The organism is Flavobacterium sp. 38 (genome assembly GCF_057799715.1).
Genome location: NZ_JBYNWZ010000005.1, coordinates 315,555 through 337,189, shown reverse-complemented (window position 1 = coordinate 337,189; position 21,635 = coordinate 315,555). Strand labels below are relative to the sequence as shown.

The 21,635-nt window shown below is 34.1% G+C and carries 26 protein-coding genes; 12 read left to right on the top strand and 14 right to left on the bottom strand.

Going from position 1 to position 21,635, the window contains the following annotated elements; all coding sequences use genetic code 11:
• Positions 1 to 27 precede the first annotated feature (27 nt).
• The 4 genes from AC3E9W_RS15260 to AC3E9W_RS15245 all read left to right on the top strand — a co-directional run bounded on the left by AC3E9W_RS15260 (position 28) and on the right by AC3E9W_RS15245 (position 5,748).
• A complete protein-coding gene (locus AC3E9W_RS15260; RefSeq protein WP_488769008.1) occupies positions 28 to 1,101 on the top strand; it encodes a glycoside hydrolase family 16 protein in 1,074 nt (357 codons plus the stop codon).
• A 141-nt stretch (positions 1,102 to 1,242) separates the two neighbouring features.
• Complete coding sequence (locus AC3E9W_RS15255; protein WP_488769007.1) at positions 1,243 to 2,082, top strand: endonuclease/exonuclease/phosphatase family protein; 840 nt, start codon at positions 1,243 to 1,245, stop codon at positions 2,080 to 2,082.
• A 1-nt stretch (position 2,083) separates the two neighbouring features.
• Positions 2,084 to 3,508: a glycoside hydrolase family 30 protein gene (locus tag AC3E9W_RS15250; protein WP_488769006.1), complete on the top strand. Its 1,425-nt coding sequence runs from the start codon at positions 2,084 to 2,086 to the stop codon at positions 3,506 to 3,508.
• An 11-nt stretch (positions 3,509 to 3,519) separates the two neighbouring features.
• Positions 3,520 to 5,748, top strand: a complete 2,229-nt coding sequence (locus AC3E9W_RS15245; protein ID WP_488769005.1) for a glycoside hydrolase family 3 N-terminal domain-containing protein — start codon at positions 3,520 to 3,522, stop codon at positions 5,746 to 5,748.
• 94 nt (positions 5,749 to 5,842) lie between these two features.
• Here the strand turns inward: AC3E9W_RS15245 and AC3E9W_RS15240 are convergent, their stop codons facing one another.
• Complete coding sequence (locus AC3E9W_RS15240) at positions 5,843 to 6,100, bottom strand: hypothetical protein (protein ID WP_488769004.1); 258 nt, start codon at positions 6,098 to 6,100, stop codon at positions 5,843 to 5,845.
• Positions 6,101 to 6,372: 272 nt separating this feature from the next.
• Here AC3E9W_RS15240 and AC3E9W_RS15235 point away from each other — a divergent pair, with 272 nt between their 5' ends.
• Entirely contained in the window at positions 6,373 to 7,128 is a 756-nt protein-coding gene (locus tag AC3E9W_RS15235) for an NUDIX hydrolase (protein ID WP_306155874.1), read from the top strand.
• A 30-nt stretch (positions 7,129 to 7,158) separates the two neighbouring features.
• Positions 7,159 to 7,479 carry an MmcQ/YjbR family DNA-binding protein gene (locus AC3E9W_RS15230; RefSeq protein ID WP_488769003.1) on the top strand — a complete coding sequence of 107 codons (321 nt, stop codon included), beginning with the start codon at positions 7,159 to 7,161 and terminating at the stop codon, positions 7,477 to 7,479.
• 100 nt (positions 7,480 to 7,579) lie between these two features.
• On the opposite strand, the gene AC3E9W_RS15225 is transcribed toward AC3E9W_RS15230, so the two are convergent.
• The 13 genes from AC3E9W_RS15225 to AC3E9W_RS15165 all read right to left on the bottom strand — a co-directional run bounded on the left by AC3E9W_RS15225 (position 7,580) and on the right by AC3E9W_RS15165 (position 17,011).
• The gene (locus tag AC3E9W_RS15225) at positions 7,580 to 8,188 is read right to left on the bottom strand and encodes an alpha-ketoglutarate-dependent dioxygenase AlkB family protein (RefSeq protein WP_488769002.1); all 609 of its coding nucleotides are present in this window, start codon (positions 8,186 to 8,188) and stop codon (positions 7,580 to 7,582) included.
• Positions 8,175 to 8,420, bottom strand: a complete 246-nt coding sequence (locus AC3E9W_RS15220) for an Ada metal-binding domain-containing protein (RefSeq protein ID WP_488769001.1) — start codon at positions 8,418 to 8,420, stop codon at positions 8,175 to 8,177. The genes AC3E9W_RS15225 and AC3E9W_RS15220 overlap by 14 nt, the downstream gene beginning before the upstream one ends.
• A gap of 152 nt (positions 8,421 to 8,572) precedes the next feature.
• Positions 8,573 to 9,277, bottom strand: a complete 705-nt coding sequence (locus AC3E9W_RS15215) for a 2OG-Fe(II) oxygenase (protein ID WP_488769000.1) — start codon at positions 9,275 to 9,277, stop codon at positions 8,573 to 8,575.
• Complete coding sequence (locus tag AC3E9W_RS15210) at positions 9,274 to 10,029, bottom strand: SDR family oxidoreductase (RefSeq protein ID WP_488768999.1); 756 nt, start codon at positions 10,027 to 10,029, stop codon at positions 9,274 to 9,276. Before AC3E9W_RS15210 ends, AC3E9W_RS15215 begins: the two co-directional genes overlap by 4 nt.
• A gap of 214 nt (positions 10,030 to 10,243) precedes the next feature.
• The gene (locus tag AC3E9W_RS15205; protein ID WP_488768998.1) at positions 10,244 to 11,086 is read right to left on the bottom strand and encodes a bifunctional helix-turn-helix domain-containing protein/methylated-DNA--[protein]-cysteine S-methyltransferase; all 843 of its coding nucleotides are present in this window, start codon (positions 11,084 to 11,086) and stop codon (positions 10,244 to 10,246) included.
• Positions 11,087 to 11,249: 163 nt separating this feature from the next.
• On the bottom strand, positions 11,250 to 11,714 hold the full coding sequence (locus AC3E9W_RS15200; RefSeq protein ID WP_488768997.1) for a GNAT family N-acetyltransferase: 465 nt from the start codon (positions 11,712 to 11,714) through the stop codon (positions 11,250 to 11,252).
• Between the two features lie 24 nt (positions 11,715 to 11,738).
• Positions 11,739 to 12,698 (bottom strand): Fic family protein, encoded by a 960-nt coding sequence (locus tag AC3E9W_RS15195; protein ID WP_456890726.1) that lies wholly within the window; start codon positions 12,696 to 12,698, stop codon positions 11,739 to 11,741.
• Positions 12,699 to 12,796: 98 nt separating this feature from the next.
• Entirely contained in the window at positions 12,797 to 13,129 is a 333-nt protein-coding gene (locus AC3E9W_RS15190; RefSeq protein ID WP_488768996.1) for a DMT family transporter, read from the bottom strand.
• A gap of 39 nt (positions 13,130 to 13,168) precedes the next feature.
• Complete coding sequence (locus AC3E9W_RS15185; protein ID WP_488768995.1) at positions 13,169 to 14,248, bottom strand: WG repeat-containing protein; 1,080 nt, start codon at positions 14,246 to 14,248, stop codon at positions 13,169 to 13,171.
• Between the two features lie 10 nt (positions 14,249 to 14,258).
• Positions 14,259 to 14,543 (bottom strand): hypothetical protein, encoded by a 285-nt coding sequence (locus AC3E9W_RS15180; protein WP_488768994.1) that lies wholly within the window; start codon positions 14,541 to 14,543, stop codon positions 14,259 to 14,261.
• A gap of 31 nt (positions 14,544 to 14,574) precedes the next feature.
• Positions 14,575 to 14,913 (bottom strand): hypothetical protein, encoded by a 339-nt coding sequence (locus AC3E9W_RS15175; RefSeq protein ID WP_488768993.1) that lies wholly within the window; start codon positions 14,911 to 14,913, stop codon positions 14,575 to 14,577.
• 18 nt (positions 14,914 to 14,931) lie between these two features.
• Positions 14,932 to 15,522, bottom strand: coding sequence for a hypothetical protein (locus tag AC3E9W_RS15170; protein ID WP_488768992.1), 591 nt, complete (start codon positions 15,520 to 15,522; stop codon positions 14,932 to 14,934).
• A 670-nt stretch (positions 15,523 to 16,192) separates the two neighbouring features.
• On the bottom strand, positions 16,193 to 17,011 hold the full coding sequence (locus tag AC3E9W_RS15165) for an XRE family transcriptional regulator (protein ID WP_488768991.1): 819 nt from the start codon (positions 17,009 to 17,011) through the stop codon (positions 16,193 to 16,195).
• A 56-nt stretch (positions 17,012 to 17,067) separates the two neighbouring features.
• Here AC3E9W_RS15165 and AC3E9W_RS15160 point away from each other — a divergent pair, with 56 nt between their 5' ends.
• Genes AC3E9W_RS15160 through AC3E9W_RS15135 form a run of 6 tightly spaced genes read left to right on the top strand, consistent with a single transcriptional unit; the run spans position 17,068 to position 21,634 of the window.
• Entirely contained in the window at positions 17,068 to 17,301 is a 234-nt protein-coding gene (locus AC3E9W_RS15160) for a hypothetical protein (protein WP_488768990.1), read from the top strand.
• Between the two features lie 12 nt (positions 17,302 to 17,313).
• Positions 17,314 to 19,260: a hypothetical protein gene (locus tag AC3E9W_RS15155; protein ID WP_488768989.1), complete on the top strand. Its 1,947-nt coding sequence runs from the start codon at positions 17,314 to 17,316 to the stop codon at positions 19,258 to 19,260.
• Between the two features lie 43 nt (positions 19,261 to 19,303).
• Positions 19,304 to 20,149 (top strand): AAA family ATPase, encoded by an 846-nt coding sequence (locus AC3E9W_RS15150; RefSeq protein ID WP_488768988.1) that lies wholly within the window; start codon positions 19,304 to 19,306, stop codon positions 20,147 to 20,149.
• The gene (locus tag AC3E9W_RS15145) at positions 20,149 to 20,592 is read left to right on the top strand and encodes a helix-turn-helix domain-containing protein (RefSeq protein WP_488768987.1); all 444 of its coding nucleotides are present in this window, start codon (positions 20,149 to 20,151) and stop codon (positions 20,590 to 20,592) included. The genes AC3E9W_RS15150 and AC3E9W_RS15145 overlap by 1 nt, the downstream gene beginning before the upstream one ends.
• Positions 20,573 to 21,211 (top strand): hypothetical protein, encoded by a 639-nt coding sequence (locus tag AC3E9W_RS15140; RefSeq protein ID WP_488768986.1) that lies wholly within the window; start codon positions 20,573 to 20,575, stop codon positions 21,209 to 21,211. The genes AC3E9W_RS15145 and AC3E9W_RS15140 overlap by 20 nt, the downstream gene beginning before the upstream one ends.
• Before the next feature lie 21 nt (positions 21,212 to 21,232).
• A complete protein-coding gene (locus tag AC3E9W_RS15135) occupies positions 21,233 to 21,634 on the top strand; it encodes a hypothetical protein (protein ID WP_488768984.1) in 402 nt (133 codons plus the stop codon).
• Position 21,635: the final 1 nt, after the last annotated feature.

Genomic DNA, 21,635 nt, shown 5'->3' with positions numbered 1-21,635 from the left:
TTAACTAAACCATTAAATAATAAAAAGATGAAAATAATCAATCTCATAAATAGAGCGGGAGTATTTACTTTAATCCTGCTGTTTGTGTTTCAATCGTGCAGCAGCAATAATGATTCGACTGAAGATCCTGTGGTGGTAGCACCCGATAAAATTTCTGTTCAAGTTGATGTAGTGGGCAAAACGGCCGAAATGCCAAATGGTGATGGAAGCGGAAAAATTAGTTTAAAAATAGAAGCTGCCAATGCAAAGTCTTATAAAATTGTGGTGAACAATGAAACAAAAGAGATTACAGCCAACACTTTTGCTTATGAATTTACTGAGCCAGGAACAAAATCTTATACGATTGATGTTACAGCATTTAACGGCATAAAATATATACATACTACAGCAACAGTAAACATTTTTGTCGCTAGAAAATTAATCTGGTCAGACGAGTTTAATACAGATGGAGCACCAGACTCTTCAAAATGGGGTTACGATTTAGGAACTGGAAACGGCTTTGGAAATAACGAATTGCAATACTATACTAACAGAACAGAAAACGTTAGAATTGATAACGGGACTTTAAAAATCACAGCAATTAGAGAAGATTATCAAGGAAGCAAATACACTTCAACAAGAATGCTGACAAAAGGTAAATTTTCGTTCAAATACGGAAGAGCTGAAGTTCGTGCAAAATTGCCTGTAGGCGGCGGAACTTGGCCTGCTTTCTGGCTTTTAGGAGATAATATCGATACGGTGCCTTGGCCTGCTTGCGGAGAAATTGATATTTTAGAATCGGTTGGGAATAATCCAGATGTAATTCATTCTTCTCTTCATTCTCCGGGACGTTCTGGAAATACACCTGATACTAAAACTATAAAAATTGCAAACACAGCAACAGAATTTCATATTTATGCGGCAGAATGGAGCGCAGAAAGTATCAAATTTTTTGTAGACGATACTTTATTCTATACGTTCAAAAATTCAAGCACAACTCCTTTCAACGAAAAATTCTTCGTCATTCTGAATTTTGCGATGGGAGGAAATTTTGGAGGTGCAGTAGATCCAAACTTTAAAAGTGCAACTTATGAAGTTGACTACGTAAGAGTTTATAATTAAAACCTGTTTTATCAGCGTTCTAATTTTATACACTTTCTTGATATTATTATACAAATAAGACATAATTAACATATTTTTTAAGTTAATATTTTTCTCCAAAGCCTCGGAAAACCTAGCTTTACGGGATTAAAATTTTTTAACATGAAAAAGATAAAAAACCTTGTTTTTGCAGTAATGCTGCTTTTAACCGTGAACTCATTTTATGGTCAAAATTTAAAAATTATGACTTACAATGTTCGTCTCGATGTTGCATCAGACGGAGAAAATGCTTGGCCAAACCGAAAAGACTATTTTAATGCTCAAATCGGTTTTTACAGTCCAGACATATTTGGAGTTCAGGAAGCGACACCAAATCAAGTAATAGATATTGCAAACGCACAGACCAATTATAACAAATTTGGAGTAGGAAGAGAAGAAGGAGGCTTAGGAGAAGCTTGTACGATTTATTACAAAAAAGATCGTTTCAAGGTAGAACAATCCAATACTTTCTGGCTGTCAGAAACTCCAAATGTAGTTTCAAGAGGTTGGGATGCGGCATGCAACAGAGTTTGTACTTATGGACTTTTTAAAGATTTAAAAACTAAAAAAACATTCTGGGTTTTCAATTTGCATTTGGATCACATGGGTGAAGAAGCAAGAGTGAAAGGCGTACAGCTTGTTCTTTCTAAAATGAAAGAACTGAACACTAAAAATTATCCTGCTTTTTTAATGGGAGATTTTAATTCAGAACCAAGTACATCGCAAATTGGCGAAATCAAAAAAGTGATGAACGATACTAGAGACGTTTCAAAAGAAAAGCCTTTCGGACCTTCAGGAACTTTCAACGATTTCAAACATAATGAACCCGTAACCTTATTATTAGACTACATTTTTATTTCAAAAAATAGTGGTTTAACCGTTAAAAAACACGCAGTGCTAAGTGATTCTAAAGATTTAAAATATCCGTCAGATCATTTGCCTGTCTTAATAGAAATAGATTAAAATGGAAAACATCAACAAAAAACTTCAAATTCTAGTTTTGCTGCCCTTAATTGCAATGCAGTTCAACTGTGGATCTTCAACAAATGCTGTAAAAAATACTGGAAAAGTTTCTTCTTGGATTACGACCACAGATGAAACGTCAAAACTTAAAAAACAAACCGATTTGACTTTCGCTTCAGAAACAAATTCAAATCCAACAATTGAAGTAAATCCAGCAGAGAAATTTCAAACCATAGAAGGTTTCGGATTTTCGTTAACAGGAGGAAGCGCTCAGGCTATTAAAAAATTGGATAAACCAAAAAGAGAAGCTTTACTTCAGGAATTATTCTCAAGAAAAGACGACGCAATTGGTTTAAGTTATTTAAGATTAAGTATTGGAGCATCAGATTTGAATGAAAAAGTTTTTTCGTATGATGATATGCCAGAAGGGCAAACCGATTTAGAACTAAAACATTTTAATTTAGGACCAGATTTAGAAGATGTAATTCCGGTTTTAAAAGAGATTTTAGCTATAAATCCTAAAATAAAAATAATGGGTTCTCCGTGGTCGCCTCCAGTTTGGATGAAAGACAACGGAAGTTCAAAAGGTGGAAGTTTACAGCCAAAATATTATGAAGTATACGCGCAGTATTTTGTGAAATACATTCAAGCAATGAAATCGCACGGAATTGTTATTGATGCGATTACGCCTCAAAATGAGCCACTGCATCCAGGAAACAATCCGAGTTTATTGATGTTGGCAGAGCAGCAGGCAGATTTTATTGGCAACAATTTAGGTCCCGCTTTCGCGAAAGCAGGAATCAAAACCAAAATTATTGTTTACGATCACAACTGCAACAAACCAGAATATCCTTTAACGATTTTAAAAGATCCGAAAGCAAATCCGTTTGTAACAGGATCGGCTTTTCACTTGTACGAAGGAGATATTAGCGCTTTAACAACGGTTCATAATGCATTTCCGAATAAAGATTTGTATTTTACCGAACAATATACAGGATCTGGAGCTAATTTTGAAAACGATCTAAAATGGAGCGTAAAAAATGTAGTAATCGGTTCGATGAGAAACTGGAGTAAAAATGCACTTTCTTGGGGATTAGCAAATGATGAATTCTACAAACCTTTTACACCAGGTGGATGCTCAACTTGTAAAGGAGCTTTGATGATTGATCAAAATCAAAATATCAAAAGAGAAGTAGGATATTATATTATAGGACACGCTTCTAAATTTGTTCCAGAGGGTTCAGTAAGGATAGGAAGTAATATTGCAGGAAACTTATATAATGTGGCTTTCAAAACTCCATCAGGACAAACTGTTTTAATTGTAGAAAATGACGGAGCTTCGGCAGAAACATTTAATATTAAATACAACCAAAAACAAACCTCAACCACTCTAAACGCTGGCGCAGTAGCGACTTACGTTTGGTAAAAACTTAAACTATGAAAAAAGTAACAACAATTACGCTGTTTATGCTTTCGCTTATGGCGTCGGCACAGCAGCAGTCAATAGATCAGAAAGTCAATGATCTGTTGAAAAAAATGACAATTGAAGAAAAAGTCGGCCAGCTGAATCAGTACACTGGCGATAATCAGGCAACTGGGCCAATTACAATCAACCCGAACAAACAAGCCGAAATCAAACAAGGTTTAATTGGTTCGATGCTGAATGTTATCGGATCAAAATATACCAGACAATATCAGGAATTGGCGATGCAGTCAAGACTTAAAATTCCATTGTTGTTTGGACAAGATGTTATTCATGGCTATAAAACCACTTTCCCGCTTCCGTTAGCCGAAGCAGCGAGTTGGGATTTAGAAGCAATCGAATTAGGCGCAAGAGTTGCAGCGACAGAAGCAGCAGCAAGCGGAATCCACTGGACATTTGCTCCAATGGTTGATATCGGACGTGACCCGCGTTGGGGACGTGTAATGGAAGGCGCAGGAGAAGATACTTATTTAGGTTCTAAAATTGCTTACGCGAGAGTAAAAGGTTTTCAAGGAAATAAACTAGGGGAATTAAACTCTGTAATGGCCTGCGTAAAACACTTCGCAGCTTATGGCGCTGGAGTTGGAGGTAGAGATTACAACTCGGTTGATATGAGCGAAAGAATGCTTTTGGAAACGTATTTGCCTCCATTTAAAGCTGCTTTAGACGCTGGAGCAGCAACATTCATGAATTCATTTAATGATATTAACGGAATTCCGGCAACTGGAAATGCGCATTTGCAGAGAGATATCTTAAAAGGAAAATGGAACTTTCAAGGTTTCGTAGTTTCAGATTGGGGATCAATCGGAGAAATGGTGGCACACGGCTATTCTAAAGATCTTAAAGAAGCCGCTTATTCTGCCATCACTGCAGGAAGCGATATGGATATGGAAAGTAACGCATACCGTAAAAATTTAGCAGAGTTAGTAAAAGAAGGAAGAGTTTCTATTGATTTGGTTGACGATGCGGTACGACGCATTCTTCGCAAGAAATTTGAAATGGGATTATTTGATGATCCTTACAGATATTCTGATGCAAAACGCGAAGAGAAAGCGTTAAACAATCCAGAGCACAGAAAGGCTGCACGCGAAATGGCAGAGAAAAGTATCGTTTTATTAAAAAATGAAAACCAAACTTTACCAATTTCGAAAAATACAAAAACTATTGCCTTTATCGGGCCGATGGTAAAAGAGTACAAAGAAAATATGGGATTCTGGGCGGTTGAACTTCCAGAAGTTGACTATAATAAATGGATCGTTTCGCAATGGGATGGTTTGCAGAATAAAGTAGGCAAAAACACCAAATTGCTTTATGCAAAAGGATGCGAAATAGAAGGAAACAATAAAGACGGCTTTGCAGAAGCGGTAGCAACAGCAAAACAAGCAGATGTTGTAATTCTAAGTATTGGTGAAAGACGCGATATGAGCGGTGAGGCAAAAAGCCGAAGCGATATTCATTTACCAGGCGTTCAGGAAGATTTAGTAAAAGCAGTTATAGCAACAGGAAAACCAGTTGTTGTTTTAATAAATGCTGGAAGACCTTTAGTTTTCAATTATACAGCAGATAACGCTCCAGCTATACTATACACTTGGTGGTTAGGAACAGAAGCAGGAAATGCAATCGCAAATGTATTGTTTGGAGATTACAATCCGTCTGGGAAACTGCCTATGACTTTCCCGAGAGAAGTAGGACAGGTGCCAATTTATTACAATCATTTTAGCACAGGAAGACCTGCTAAAGATGAAAATTCAACCAACTATGTTTCGGCATATATTGACTTGAAAAACTCTCCAAAATTCCCTTTTGGATACGGTTTAAGCTACACAACATTTGATTATTCTGGCTTAAAACTTTCTTCGACGAAAATCAAAAGCAACGAAACAATCAAAGTTTCTTTCCAATTGAAAAACACTGGAAAAGTGGCCGGAGAAGAAGTGGTTCAATTATACTTAAAAGACAAATTTGGATCTGTAGTTCGTCCAGTTTTAGAATTAAAAGATTTTCAAAAAGTGAAATTAAATGCAGGTGAATCTAAAACAATCGAATTTACAATTGATAAAGAAAAACTTTCGTTCTACAATAATAAATTAGAATGGGGTGCTGAACCTGGAGATTTCGAAGTAATGATCGGAGCTTCATCAGCAGATATTAAACTAAAAGCTGATTTTGAATTGGCAAATTAAAAAAACGGGGTCTTAAAGACCCCATTTTTTTTGGAATAAATAAACTCACCGAAGTGAGGCAATCAATATAAATTATTATAAATGTGTAAAGGACTTACTTTAAAACGGTATTAATAAAATCCATTGCGCCAATTCCTTTATAAGATGCATACAAAGCTTTTTCATAAGCTTCTCTCTTCGCTTTCTTATCTTTTGCATCAGTTTCAACAATCATCTCGTTGAAAATTCTTTCCTGTTCTTCACTATATTTTAGAGATGCTTCCAAAAGATAGGTTTTCGAAACAAAACCAAAAGACGACCATATCGAAGTCCTGATTTTTTTATTGATGTTTTTTAAAGGATTGGCATTCATAGCTTCTGTATTTAAATTTCTACACTCACTTTGAGAAAAATGGAAACAGCTTGTATTATTTTTCTTTATTTTCTAACAATTAAAATCATTAATGTGTTATTATGACGCAATGTACTTATTTTTTTTAAATTTGATTTTAAATTTTCGTTAAAATTGTGATTTCAACACTTCTATTGTTAATGAAAATCATCCCTTTGTTTTACGAAAAGATTTTAGTTCTATAAAAATGAAGTAAATTGCAGGGTTATTAAAAGAAAGTTTATACAAAACAGATGTTAAAAGACATTTTAGATAATAACGAAAACTACCAGCCAGGACTGTCAATAGACTGTGTCATTTTTGGTTTTCATGATAATCAGTTAAAAGTTTTATTGATTAAAGTGGAACGCGCCAATAAATGGTCCCTGCCCGGCGGATTTATTCCTGTAGATCAGGATATTGATACCGCCGCGATTACAATATTAAACGGCAGAACAGGTGTTGATGGCGTATTTTTAAGACAATTTGCAACCTTTGGAAAAGTAAATCGTAACCATCAGCATTTTGATAAAAAAACACTCGAATATCTGCAGATTGAAGAAGAAAAGGGGAAATGGCTCACGCGACGTTTTGTAACAATTGGTTATTATGCTTTGGTAGATTTTTCTCAAATTCTTCCAAATCCAGAAGGCAGATTTGAAGTTGTAGAATGGATTGACCATAAAGAAGTTCCTGAGCTTATCTTAGATCATAGAGAAATTTTGGATAAAGCATTGGACACTTTAAGAACAGAATTGAATTTAATGCCTATTGGTTACAATTTATTGCCAGAGAAATTTACGATTCCGGAACTGCAAAAGTTATATGAAACCATTTTGGATAAAACACTGGACAGACGAAACTTTCTTAGAAAAATTACCAATATCGGAATTCTTAACAAACTCGACGAAAAGAAAAGCAACGTCGCACACAAAGCTCCAAACTTATATTCTTTTGATAAAGAAAAATACGATGAGGTTCTTAAAAACGGACTGAATCAAGGCTGGTAAAGTAAACTTTTAATCTTAAAAATGATGATTATGGTTTCAATAGAAGAATTTAGAAAATTAGCACTATCATTTCCAGATGCAACCGAAGAGCCTCATTTTGAGAAAACTTCTTTTCGAATCAAAAAGAAAATTTTTGCCACTTTTGATGAGAAAAACAATCATGCCGTTGTAAAATTAAACGAAATTGATCAGTCAGTTTTTTGTGCATCAAGCGAAAAGATTTTTTACGAAGTTCCAAACAAATGGGGAAAACAAGGCTGGACAATTGTTGAGCTTGCCAGAGTAAGACTCGAAATGTTTGAAGACGCTTTGATACGTTCGTATGAAAATGTCGCCACAAAAAAGAAATGATTATAGAATTAAGAATTAAAGAATTAAGAATTAAGAATTAAGAATTAAGAATTAAGAATTACACTTAATTTTCTTAATCTCTTAATGGTGAAAATATTTTTTATCGAACAATAGTTCTAAACGTCAAATTAACTCTAGGTTTTTGAGTGCTTTTTGTTGGCGGCAATCGATGCAGCCAATGTGTTTGGGTTTCATCTTTCATTACCAACAAACTCCCATGTTCTAGAATCAATGAAACAACTTCTTTAGATTCTTTGTGTTTGAAAGCAAATTTGCGTTCGGCACCGAAACTTACGGATCCGATCGCTCCATTTTTCTTCAAATCTTTTTCGGCATCGCTATGCCAAGCCATTCCTTCTTCGCCAGTATGATATAAATTGAGCAGACAAGAATTGAACGTTTCGCCCGTTTTTTCTTCAATTTTCTTTTTTAATTCGATTAATTCAGGAGTCCAGGGCAATGCTTTTTTTGTGGTATTCGAATATGTATATTCAAATTCTCGATCGCCGTACCAAGCTACTTTTCGTTTGGTTAGAATTAATTTTCCAAAAATAACAGCTTCATCATTTTTCCATTCAATAGAATTGAGCAAAATATCTCGGTAGAAATCTGCATCTTGTCTCGAGAATAATTTTCCATAATAATTTACCGTTCCGTCTTTTGGAAGCAGATTTGTAGTTTCGTCTATTTGAGGATTAAATAAGTCCATTTTTCCATTTTTGATATTCGGTTTTCATGCAATGTCCGCAAGGTCTAAAGCCGTTTCGTTTGGCTTCATTTTCAGAAGAAAAGAAAACCCGATTCTCGCGTTTCATTCTTTTTCCCGAAGAACATTTCAGCGTTCCGTAAATTTTGAGCTTCTGGTTGCCACCAAAGCAAATTTCGCCATTTTTAATTTTATGAAACAATTTAGAATCGGATATTTTTTGATGATTAATCATAAGGTTATGAGTTTTGTATTGTAGAGACGCACTGCAGTGCGTCTACGTTTTGTAATTTTTCGCCACGAATTGCACTAATTTCCACGAATTAATTTTTAAATATTGAGAATAAAAATTTGTGAAAATTTGTGCAATTTGTGGCAAAAAAAATATTAGGACAAAGCATCGTGAAAAATAATCCCCAGCGTATATCTTTCACCAGAATGAACTTCGCTTACACCATGTTTCATATTTACCCGATAATAACCTTTTGTACCTTTTACAGGTCTGAAATTGGTTGTAAAAACAAGAACATCTCCTTTCTTTGGTTTTAGAACAATGGCTTTAGATTGCGCTCTAGGCGTCTGCTGTGTCAAAACAAATTCACCGCCTGTAAAATCTTTGTCAGGTTCATTTAGAAAAAGCACAATCTGAATCGGAAAATAAACATCGCCGTATAAATCCTGATGCAAAGTATTGAATCCGCTTTTTCCGTATTTTAGAATTAAAACGGTCGCTTTTAATTGATCGTTTTCATGACATTGCTGCAATAATTCAGAATGAGTTTTTGGAAATATGGTGTTGATATTTAAGGCTTTCATCCAAGCATTGGCAATCGGCGCAAGTTTTGGATAAATCGAAGTTCGAATATCGTGAATTAAATTTGGCAGCGGATAATTGAAATATTTGTATTCGCCCAAACCAAATCGATAACGTTCCATCACAACTGTTTTCCGATATAAATTGGGATTGTCGTAATCAAATTTTAAATCTTCACATTGCTCGTTGTCAAGAAGATTTGGAATAATGGCAAAACCATTTTCGTGCATAGATTCGGTGATATTTTCCCAGTTTAGAGATTCTATTTTTGTTTTCATGATTTTGTTTTTGATAAACCTCCGTCAACTCTTAATTCGATTCCATGAATATAAGAAGCATCATCTGAGGCTAAGAATAAAGCCGTTTTGGCAATTTCTCCAGGTTCCCCAAAACGCTTAAATGGGAGAGTGGGTGTAACAGCATCGATCGTGTTTTTAATGTTTTCTTCGCTTAAACCAGTATTGTTGAAAATATTAGTTGCGATATAACCCGGACTGATTCCGTTTACCCTGATTTTCTTTGGAGTACATTCGGCAGCAAAAGTTTTGATAAAGGATTGAACTGCTGCTTTTGAAGCAGTGTAAATTGACATATTAGATTGCCCGATGTCAGTTAAGAAAGTAGTGTTTAAAATAATCGAACCTCCTTCTTGCATTAACGGTAAAATTTGCTGAACAGTAAAAAATGTTCCTTTTACTAGCATATTAAAAACCTCATCAAACTCTTGGATTGTTACATTTTCAATAGGATTAAATTTGCCATATCCTGCGTTTACAAACAAAACATCAATTTTATCGGTATGTTTTTTAATTTGATTTTGCAGTTCGAAAATATCAGATAATTGTCCTGCATTAGAAACAATTCCGATGGCATTTTTGCCTAATTCTTCAACGGCTTTATGTACGGTTTTTTCACTACGTCCGGTTATAATTACTTTTGCGCCGTTGTTAATGAATTCTTGCGCTGTTGCAAATCCCATTCCGTTGGTTCCGCCTGTAATAAAAGCAATTTTGTTTTTTAATTTTTCCATTTTCTATGATTTTAGAATGCAAAGTTTCTAAAATCGGAAAAGCTAAAAAATCCGAAACTTGCGGTTTTCTGCCACGAATTCACGAATTATTTTTAAAATCTTTGAGACTATTTTTTCGAATTAATTCGAATAATATCAGGTAACGTATTTAAAAAGAAAAATTCGTGAATTGCTTCGCCTGTTCGCTATCGCTCGAGTCGTGGCGAAAAAAAAATTATGGATTTATCTGAGCGCTTTCCCAGCCGATAATCGCTGTTTTTCTGGTATTACCCCACATATAACCGCCAAATGTTCCTGAAGATTGAATTACGCGATGACACGGAATCAAAAACGCAACTGGATTACTACCAATTGCTGTTCCAACTGCACGTGATGCATTTGGTTTCTGAATTTGATGTGCAATAGAACCGTAAGTAGAAAGCTGTCCCATTGGGATTTTCAGCAAAGCTTCCCAAACTTTCAATTGAAAATCGGTCCCTTTTAAATGGAGTTTAATTTCGGATAATTTGCTCCAGTCGTTTTGAAAAATAAATAGCGCATTTTGCTGTGCTAAATCCAGTTTTTTAGAAAATTGTGCATTCGGAAATTTATCTTTCAGAACTATAGAGCCTTTTGCTTCATCTTCGGCGAAAGCCATAAAACAAACGCCTTTTTGAGTGGAAGCCACAATAATGTTTCCAAACGGACTTTCGGCAAAACTGTAATTAATGGACAGATTTTTTCCGCCGTTTTTGTATTCCGCCGGTGTCATTCCTTCAATATTTACAAATAAATCGTGCAGACGGCTGGTTCCTGAAAGACCTGTTTCAAATGCAGTTTCAGAAACCGATGCTTGATTTTCTTTGAGTAATTTTTTCGCGTGTTCGATACTGGTATACTGTAAAAACTTCTTCGGACTTGTTCCTGCCCATTCGCTAAAAAGTCTCTGAAAGTGAAACGGACTCAAATGTACTTTTTCTGCCACTTCATCAAGATTGGGCTGGTCTTTAAAATTTGCTTTGATATAATCTATAGCATCGGCGATACGATTATAATTGATGTTTTCCTGTGTGTTCATCTTCATTCAATTTTATAATACAAATATCGATTGGTTTTTAAAGATATAAAATCCGAAACTTGCTGTTCTTTTTGCCACAAAGGCGCAAAGGCGCTATTTTTTAAGTATTACAAAGATTAATAATTAAACTTTGTGCCTTTGCGCCTTTGTGGCATAAAAAAAATCACGATAATTTCTTCTCCATTTTATAATTAATCAATTCAACGTTTTCGCGAATGTTCTTTTGTTCGGCTTTAGCAACGAATCCTTTCTTTTCGAAGAATGGTTTTGCAGTGATACTGATATCAGAAGTTATAATTTTTGAGTTATGTTTTCTGGCTTCTAGTTCTAATTTATTTAAGATTTTATCTGCAATTCCTTGTCGTTGAAAATCTTTATGAATGTAAAAGAAATCTATATAATTACCATCTTTTAAAGTTCCGAAACCTGCAATTTGATTTTCTATTATCGCTAATAAAACAAATTGTGTTTTAATGACTTCAAGCCAGCGTTCTGTATTGTTTACACCTGAACACCAAACTTTTCTTTGCTCTTCATTATAATCATTTTGGCAAACAGATTGAATGGTTTGAACATACAATTGTTGCATTTCTTCAAGGTCTGAAATTGTAGCTTTTTTGAAAATCATAGAAAATATATTATTTAAAAAAAATTACTCTGCATTTAAAGTATATTTACTCGTATTGTGATTTCCTGTTATATTAAAAAGTTTTAGCGCTACTCCTTTCTTTAAATCTCTACTGGCTGTTGCGGCTGAAATATCTTTAAATACATGCATATAATCTTTGCGAGTAAACTCTTTAATACCTAACGAATAAAAATACTCTAATCGATCAATATCTTTGATTATTCTATTGTCATAGTCCAATAGACTCTCTAAAGATTTATGAATTACATCAAGCATATATTCAATAAAGGGAGTAGATTTTCCAATATTATCACTAATGGCTAAAGCTTTATAATAATTGTCTTGTGTTTTACTTATCAAGGTTTCAAAAGGTAAAAATTCAAATACAGGATACTTCTCCATTAAAATAACGGTTTGCCATAATCGTCCCATTCTTCCATTTCCGTCTAGAAATGGATGAATAAATTCCATTTCATAATGAAAGACGCAGCTTTTAATTAAAGTTAATTCCTCTTTATTTTTTAAGTAATCAAATAAATCATTCATCAGAAAAGGTACATTTTCATGTGGAGGAGCTATATGCGCGACCTTTGTACCTTTAACAATACCAACACCTTGTTTTCTATAATTTCCGGCATCTAATACAAGATCTTTCATTAATTGTTGGTGAGCTAATAAAAAACTTTTTGATGAAGAAGCTTTGTATTTTGATAAACCGTCATACACTCTAATAGCATTTAAAACTTCTAAAACATCTTTTTGTGGTCCTATAACCCTTTTGTTTTCTATTAAAGCAGTTATCTGATCTTCGGTTAGAGTATTTCCTTCAATTTTTAGAGAAGAGTGAATGGTTTTAATTCTGTTTTGTTTTCTTAACTGTGGAGAATGTTTGTCAAGATAAGTGGCATTTAAAGCACCAATCTGTTCAGAAATTAAACTAATTAGCTTTAATATAGTAGGAGTAATGTCATAAGGCGGCTTCATGATAGTATCATTTGATACTATCAAAGATAGAGCATAAGTTTTGAATTGAGCGGTAAAACTTAAAAAACTTCGCGCCCTTGTGGCTTCGTGGCATTTTTCTAATGCGCCACAGTCTTAGAAAAAACATTAATTACAATCACGCCAATTACAATTAATGCTAAACCAATAATAGCTGGTAAATCTGGAATTTCTTTAAAGAAAATAGCACCAATAATGGTGATCAAGACAATGCCAACTCCTGACCAAATAGCGTACGCAAAACCAACTGGAATTGTTCTGATAGCAAAACTCAAACAATAAAAAGCACCGCAATACCCAATTATAGTAATGATACTGGGAATCGATTTTGTAAATTCTTCTGATTTTTTTAATGCTGAGGTTGCGATGATTTCGAATACTATCGCCAAGAATAAAAATAGAAAATTCTTCATAGTTCACTTTTTTACAAAGTTAAACTTTAATCTAGAATCTTATTTAAGAACTTCTTTTTTAAGCGAAACACTAACTAATCTATAGCCATTTTCTGTTCTCAAAAATTCAAAGTGATCTTGTCCGAAATCCGTTTTGTTTTTTGAATTAATTACGATATCCATAGTCGGATATTGCCAGTCTTTAGATTCGTTGCAATTGTTGAAATAAATGTCGTATTCCTCAGATTCGTAAATGAATTGATTTAATCCATCAGAAGAGATAAAGTAGTCTGTGTTTTTAGAATTTAACTGCTGTAATTTTAGTTTTAAAAGAGTATAATTCTGTTCGATAAATTTAGTTTTAGATTTGCTGATCCAGCCGTCGGGCTCTTTCCAATGCGTGATTTTATCGAAAGAATGTTTTTCTAAACTGGCTTTGGATAAATTAGGAAGAAAAGTATTTTTCAACCAATGTGTGAATTCTTTTTCATAATTAATAAAAGAATAATATTGGCCGTCGACTCCAAGAAAGCTTTCCTTAGTTTCATCTTTGCTTGGTTCTTTTGTTTTTTCTAATGAATAGTAATTCAAATTATCGTTGTACGGAAAATTTTCTACTAGAATTTTATTATGAATGTCAATTAGAAATTCAGTTCCGCCTTTCCAGAAAAAATGTTCTCCATCTTGTTGTTTTTCTGCATCTTTCAAGACAACGATTAGGCCATTTCTAACTTTGGTTAAAGCGCTGTATTGCGCTGGAATTACAATTTTTCCCTCACTGTTAAAGATTCCCATTTTATCTGTTTTACGATCTGTGAATCTAATAAAACCTTCATTTTCACAATCAGGGCCATTGTCAAAAACATACAAACTGTCACGGCCAACTATTTTTCCTTGTTTGGTTAGATAATAGCTTTTCCATTTTCCGTTTTCTTCTTCAGAAACCGCTATGATATTTTCGAATTTTTGAGCAGTTGTAAAACCGGTAAACTTTGGTTCTATTTTAATGATTCCGTTTTTATCTTTAAAACCAATAAGTGTGGTGTCTTTGTTTGGGAATGAACTCCAAATATCATTGCTTTGCGCGAAAACAGAGCAATTTAGGATAACGAATGCAAAAAACGTAATAATCTTTCTCATGTAATCGTATTTATCTGAGATGGCTCTCTAATTCATTACTTTTTGCTTCATCAAAACAATCGGAGCAAAGCATTTTGAAATCGGCTAAGTTTTGAAACGTATCTGTCCATTCTTCACCATTATCGAGAAGATATTGTTCGCAGGAATTACACCACGCAATTTGTGGCAGATCTCCTTCGGCTTCTGAATAGAAAAATCCAACTGGAGTTTTTGAATCTATTGCTGTTGCGATATGAATACAAGCGAAAGACATTTCTTTTGAGCCGTGCAAATCGCACATAATTTTCTCGATCATTGTATATTATTTTGAATTTTAAAAAGGAATGCTACATTACTTCAATTAACTTAAATCTTAAGCTATTATTGTAGAATTCGGTATGTAAAGTTAATTCAGTTTCTTTATTCTCTTCGGTAAAAAGTTTTGCTTCGATGCCAAGTTTTTCACCAGAATTGTATTTAAAGACAATGAAATCGGTTATAAGAATTTTTAGTTTTGGTAAATCATCAGTTCCAAAGTAATCGAATAATTCTTCTTTGATTTCTTCAAAAACAGCTTGATTGATCTCGAACTTACTATTTAGATTTTCGAAATTCATTGTATTTACATCGGCGACGAATTGAACGTTAAGGTCGAATGCTGTTTGAATTATGTTTTCGTTGGTCATTTAAATGATTTTAATTAATCAGTTTGTTTTTAAATTTTGCAAAAGAGCTTTGTTTATATCTTCTTGACTTTGTTTTCTGGTTTTTTCTTCTTGTTCCTTTTTTTCAAGTTCAGATTTCTTAGTTAATAAGATTGTATTTTCATTTTTTAAATCATCAATTTTCTTAGAGCTTGACTCTAATTCACCTTTTGATTGAGTTAGTTTTTCTTCAGATTTTGCTATTTTTTGTTTGGCTTTTTCTATTTCTTTTTGAGTGTCCTCATTGGAGTTTTTATCTGAATGCTCAAGTGTTTCTAATTGTTTTTTCTGTTGCTCCAATTCAGAATTTAGTTTTGCATTTTTTTCTTCCAGTTTCTTTTTGTTTTTCTCTTCTTTAGCAATCTTTTTTTCTGTTAGCTGAATTTTAGACATTGACTGACGATTCATCATAGTTTGCATGAACCATTGCTGGTCGGCTCTGCTGCGTTCACTTGCCCATTGTTGATTTTGCCTCTGCATTTGCATATTCATGTTTCGCGCTTGCTGTATATGAGAGTTAAAGTTGCTACTTTGGGCAGAAGCAAAAAAAGGAAAGAGAATTAATAAGATTAAAAATAAATGTTTTTTCATAGTTGGATTTCGGTTAGTTATTCCATCCAAATTTAAATTTATATTTCAATAAAATAATAATAATCTGATTAATTCTGTTGCTTGTAGGATACCCGTTCGCGTGAGGGATAGGAGTTGGCTACCGAAGTAGCGCGGATAGCCCGACAGCATCCCGATTATAGGGGGTATAACCAAAAGTATCATTAGACAAATCTAAAAAACCCCTAAAAAACCCACTAAAATAAGGTGATTACGCTAAAAACGCCCTAAAACCAACTTCAAACGAAAAGTAAAATAACTGCCCTCTAATTACCTTTTTATTTCCATTATTAAACACCTTAAACGATGAAAGTGCCATATAATGTGAATAAACGCCTAAAAAAGCCTTTAAATACTGTGAAATAAAGGTTTAACAATCTTTAAAAGCTGTTTAAATTCTGTTTAAACAGCTTTTTTTTATCCCTTTCACTTGCAAGTTTACGGAATAATAAAAGTATCAACAAAAGATTTTGCAGTTAGTGTTGGGGTTAGTGTTGCAGTTAGGACGAAAGATATTTTTTTATCTATCAAAACAATGATAATACTGGCTTTTGATATTTATTGGATAAAAAAATATCCATACCATAGGGGATAATACCCTTTTAGTATGGATGAAAAATATAGTATATAACTGTATTCTAAGGTGTTGTCTTTAGAAAGAGCGTTTTATCACGTGAAAAATTTGAAACACATCATTTAAAGGATAGTCAAACGGTTTGCTATCAGGGTTTCTTGATGATAAAGTTATCTTTCCGTTTTCCTTCAACTGGGTTATATCTTTGTGCCAAATACCTTTCTTTCCGATGATTACGAAGCCATATTTTGTAGTATGAAAGCCATTTGCCCATAAATGTTTACCTACTTCTCTTCCTAAAATTTCAGCTCCTGATGGAGTGTCGTAGCCACCACCATTCCACATGCTGTCTCCCACCGACTCGAAGCCGACGTAATGTCCGCGACCTATATGATCAACCTTAAACGTCATTGTAGGAAATTCTTCCTGTAAAACAACCTCGTCGCTATAACATTCTACATATGAGGCGTGTGCATTAAATGGTATTTTCAAAACTTGTATTCTTATTGTGCCGTCTGGGTAGACGTAATATTTATTTCCATTCGAATTTGATAAAATTTCAGGCTCTTGACTATCGTCAAAAAGCTTAGCTTCATTTCGAATTTCCTCAAAATAATTTGGAGTTAGAGAGTTTTTCCATTCAACAGCAGTATAGGAGTCAAAATCGCTTTGTTTTTCCATATCTCCTTCACCGGAAAGAAGCCACTCGATGTTAATTTCAGGAAACATAGATAAAAGATTATCTAAAAAATCAGAACTTACTGACGTAAGTTTTTGCTTTCCCTTGAAATTTCCATAGGTCATGCCTAAATTTTCAATAAATTTTTCTTTGCTAATGCCTTTAAATTCAGCATACTGCAATATTCTCTCCTTAATGAAGGATACATTTTTATCCATAAAATGATATTTAGATACTTTTTTATCTATATTTGTCACGACAACAAGACAAAACTATGGAGAAAAAAAACAATGTCCTAACAAACGGACTAAAAACTAAGCAAGAAATTACTGCTCTAGAGAAAAGGTTGCAGTATGGAGATTTCACAACACTCGGAATAGCAATGAGTTGTAGTCCTGACACAGCAAAAAAAAGATTTATTCGTGGAAATGTTGATGCATACAATGCACTGGATAAAATAATAACCAGTAGAGAGCAAACTATCCAAGACCTTAAAAATAATATCTAATTATCTAAAATTATGTTTGAGTTTCAGCACAACACTCTCTGCGTAGCTAGTACTTGGCTATATAATGAAGGCATAATGTCCGAAGCCAATTATAAATATTTGTGTTCTCAGGGAAAAATTAAAAAAATGACTACCGGAGGTAATGGACGAAAGGCATTAGTGGCTTACGAATCAATTCCTGACCGTTTTAAGAAACTTATTCGTGAAAAAGGCATTGATCCATACGCAAGCGTTAAAAATATTGTGTTTAGCGATTATATGGACTGGGATCATAAAGCTGAGCAATATTTTCGTGACTATCTTCTAGAAAATGGCTCTCATTTACCGGAGGAGAAACAAAAGGAATATACCCACCAAGCAATCATGTTTAATGCAGTGAAGCATATTTCTACAAATGTTGTCGTACAAAAACGATTTGGCGGAAGAAAGCAAATGTGGGAGAAAATGTTAGAAGCTATTAGCAATTTGCCCGAAACTTGGATGCACACTCGTTACAAAAATGTGATCTCATTTAAGCGAGCTATCCAAAAATATGATGCCGAAGGCTACGGTTCAATAGTATCAGGTAAATGGATGAATAGCAATCCTTCAAAAATTGTTGATGATGTAGCAGATTTTATAATGTCTCAATATTGCCTTCCTGTAAAGTACACTATTTCTGAAGTATTGAAAATCTATGATTCTGTTCGTGAATCTAAAGGTTGGAAAACATTAACTGAACGAGCAATCGGGACTTGGCTAGACAAAACTGAGCAAAAAAGAATTTGGATGTTAGCACGTGATGGTCGTGATGAATACATGAAACATTTTGGTCACACAGTTTCAAGAAAGCGCTCAGAATGGTTTCCAAATGCATGGTGGGCAATTGACGGTACAAAACTAGATTTAGTACACTTCGCCAACAATAAGCAGAAAATGGCAGCTGAATTAAAAATTAACGTTGTTTTCGATGTGTACAGCGAAAAAATTATTGGTTGGGACATTGCTTACACTGAAAACCATGCTTCGCACTTTAGAGCGCTTAAAATGGCTGTTAATGAAGCTGGTTGTCGTCCGTTTCTGTTCACTTATGACAAACAATCGGGTCACACATCAGGAAGAATGCAAGACTTGTACGACAAACTACCAGCACAAGGAGGTACTCATTACAGCCATAAGGTAGGTAGAAAATCAAGTCCAGCAGAACAGATTTTTAACCGATTACAACAGCAAGTAATTTCTAAGATGTGGTTTTCTGACAAACAAAGTATCAAGGTGAAAAAGACAACAAATAAGCCAAACACTGACTTTATTGTCGAATACAAAACAGCTTTACCGACTGTCGATGAATTCAACAAAATATTCCAAGCCTTAGTTAATAAATGGAACGATGGAAAACAGGAAGACTGGGAATACAGCAGAATCGAAATGTACAACCAAGAAACCGAACATCGTGAAGAGATCGGAATTATGGATCAATTATCAATGTTTTGGATTGATGAAACTAAAGCTAAAAAGTATTACGCTCACGGAATGCCTTTAACTGTTGAAGGTAAAGACTATATCTATGAAGTTTATGACGAAACAAATAATGTTGATCTGAATTTTAGACAAAAATATGTTGGCGAGAGCCTCATAGTTCGATACGATCCTGAACGACTGGATGAATTTGTTGGATTATATGAATTGACACAGTCAGGAGAAAAGAGATTTATTGCTTATGCCCAGTCTAAACGAATGCATGAATCAATCCCTGTCCTAATGAAAGATAATTCAAAAGCTTTACTACTTCAAGACATTTCTGTACGAGATTTAGAATTGAAGCGAGATCAAGAAGCATATGAAAGATTAATTCAGCGTACCGGAATTAGTCGAGAAAGCTTAATTGAAGAACAAGAATTATTAGTCAAGTTCCAAGGGCATTTACCAAAAGAGCAACAGATGGAAACAGACGCTTCGAGCTTTTATTCACGCTATTAAAAACCTTTTAAATATCATTTAAACCCTTATTAAACCTATAAAAATGACACACCAAGACAAAATACAAACAGTAGAAGCACTAGACAGATTTATTGTTCAAAAAGGTTCTCAGAATAAAGTTGCAAATGGAATGGCTGGAGTATCTGCAGCGCTATTATCACAAATGCGAAATCACAATTGGGATTTAATTTCTGACGAAATGTGGAGAAAAGTGGCAAAATACGTGGGAGTAACTGCGAATGGCTGGAATTATGCAGAAACACGAAATTCAAAAGATTTGCTTCAGTTTTTTAGTGATAGCCAACAATTTGCCCTTGTAATGGCTATAACAGGAAAAGCGGGAGCAGGAAAATCGGAAACAGCAAAAAAATACGAGGAAGAAAATAAAAACGCCTTTGTTTTATCATGTAATGAATATTGGGATAAGCGTTGGTTTCTTCGTGAACTTTTGGGAAAAATGGGAAAAGATCACGCAGGATTAACATTGCCTGAAATGATGCATAAAGCCGTAATGTTACTGAAGTCTTTAGATTCTCCTGTTATCATTCTAGATGAAGCTGATAAACTTGCTGACAATGTTCTTTTATTCTTTATAACACTTTACAATGCACTTGAAAACCACTGTGGGATTGTATTAATGGCAACTCACTTCTTAGAGAAACGAATCAAACGTGGTGTCGCAATGGAGAAAAAAGGTTACAGAGAAATTTACAGCCGTGTCGGTCTGCGCTTTATCGAATTAGAAGGAACAAGCTATAACGACGTAGAAAATATTTGCCTTGCCAATGGCATTGACGAAAAGGACATCATAAGAACCATTTCAAGAGAATGTGATGGTGATGTACGCAGAGTAAGGAGATTAATTTTTTCACATAAAAGAGCATCTTAATGGATTTTCGAAACCATCCCCTTATTCCCGAGCTTAGAATTAATGAAAACGGTACTGAAATCTATTATCAAGGCAACCTCTTAAAGCCGTTTTCTAACGACAAAAATCGTAAGAATCCCACTTTAAAGGTAAACTTTATTAATAAAGCTCACTCAGTTACAAAACTTGTTTGTGAAGCGTGGAATGGCTTAAGAGCAAATACAGGTTTAAGAGTAAGTAAAATTAATGATTTAGGTGATAATCACTATTCAAACTTAGAATGGAAAGAAGGTTCTTCAAATGGTATCGGAACTTTTAAACAAAAAATTACAGCAGAAGATATTGAGATAATTGTTGAACTCCTAAAAAACAACAAACCCAAAAATGAAATCGCAAAAATGTATGGAGTGCATGACGCTACAATTCATAGAATAAAAAGAAAATATGTCCAAAAAGATCAATAGAGCCTATTCAGTTTCAAATGTTCTTTCTAAAAAATTTAATCCGCTTTCCTTTTCAGGTGATTGGGAGGCAACGCTAGGAAAACCCGATAAAGCCTTTTCTGCAATTATTTGGGGAAATACAACAAATGGTAAAACGGAAGCAGCAATAAAGCTTGCGAAGTACCTAACAAATTTTGGAAAAGTTGCTTACGATTCTTTAGAGCAAGGACTTTCAGCAACAATCCAGCAAGCACTTTTAAGGAATCACATGGATACTCTCGGAAATTCATTCATTCTACTAGACCGTGAACCATTTGATGACTTAATTGAACGAATGAGTAAACCTAAATCACCTGATTTTCTTTTTATCGATTCTGTACAATACACAAGAATAACTAAAGCACAGTACTACCAATTAAAAGAACTAATGCTTAAAAAAGGAAAAGGAATTATTTGGATTTCACAAGCTAAAGGGAAATTACCAAAAGGTTCACTGGCTGATGACATAATGTTTGATGTCGATTTGAAATTATGGGTTGAAGGATTCAAATTGTTTCCTGACGGAAGATTGAACGGAGGCGGTGAGCCATTCGTCATTTGGGCTCAGAAAGCGGCTAAATATTGGAAAGAAATTATTTAAACAGCATTTAAACACTTAAAAATGAAATTAAAAATTAAAAAAGAATCACCGGAGGATTATCTAATGAGCCATTTAAAAGAGAGTAAAACAAAAGAAGACTTCGTTTTTGCTTTTTGGATTTACTGGGTCGACAGCGTTGTTACAAGTGCTGTAGAATTTCAAAAGGTCTTGTCATGTTCAACAGTAAACAAATGGTTCTTGGTTGAACTTAATAAACAAGAGTTAATTTTTAAAATGACCATGATTGAACATCCCGATATAAAAGGACGTGATAAAGATTGGCTTTACTGTAAATGTATTTCAAAATTGCTCTCACGTTTTCCAAAAACATTACTTGACTCGGTAAAAAAAAGAGAACAACAAGAGCAACCAATAAAAATTAATGGTCGTAAAATTTTAATCCCAATCGAACAACAGAATTAAC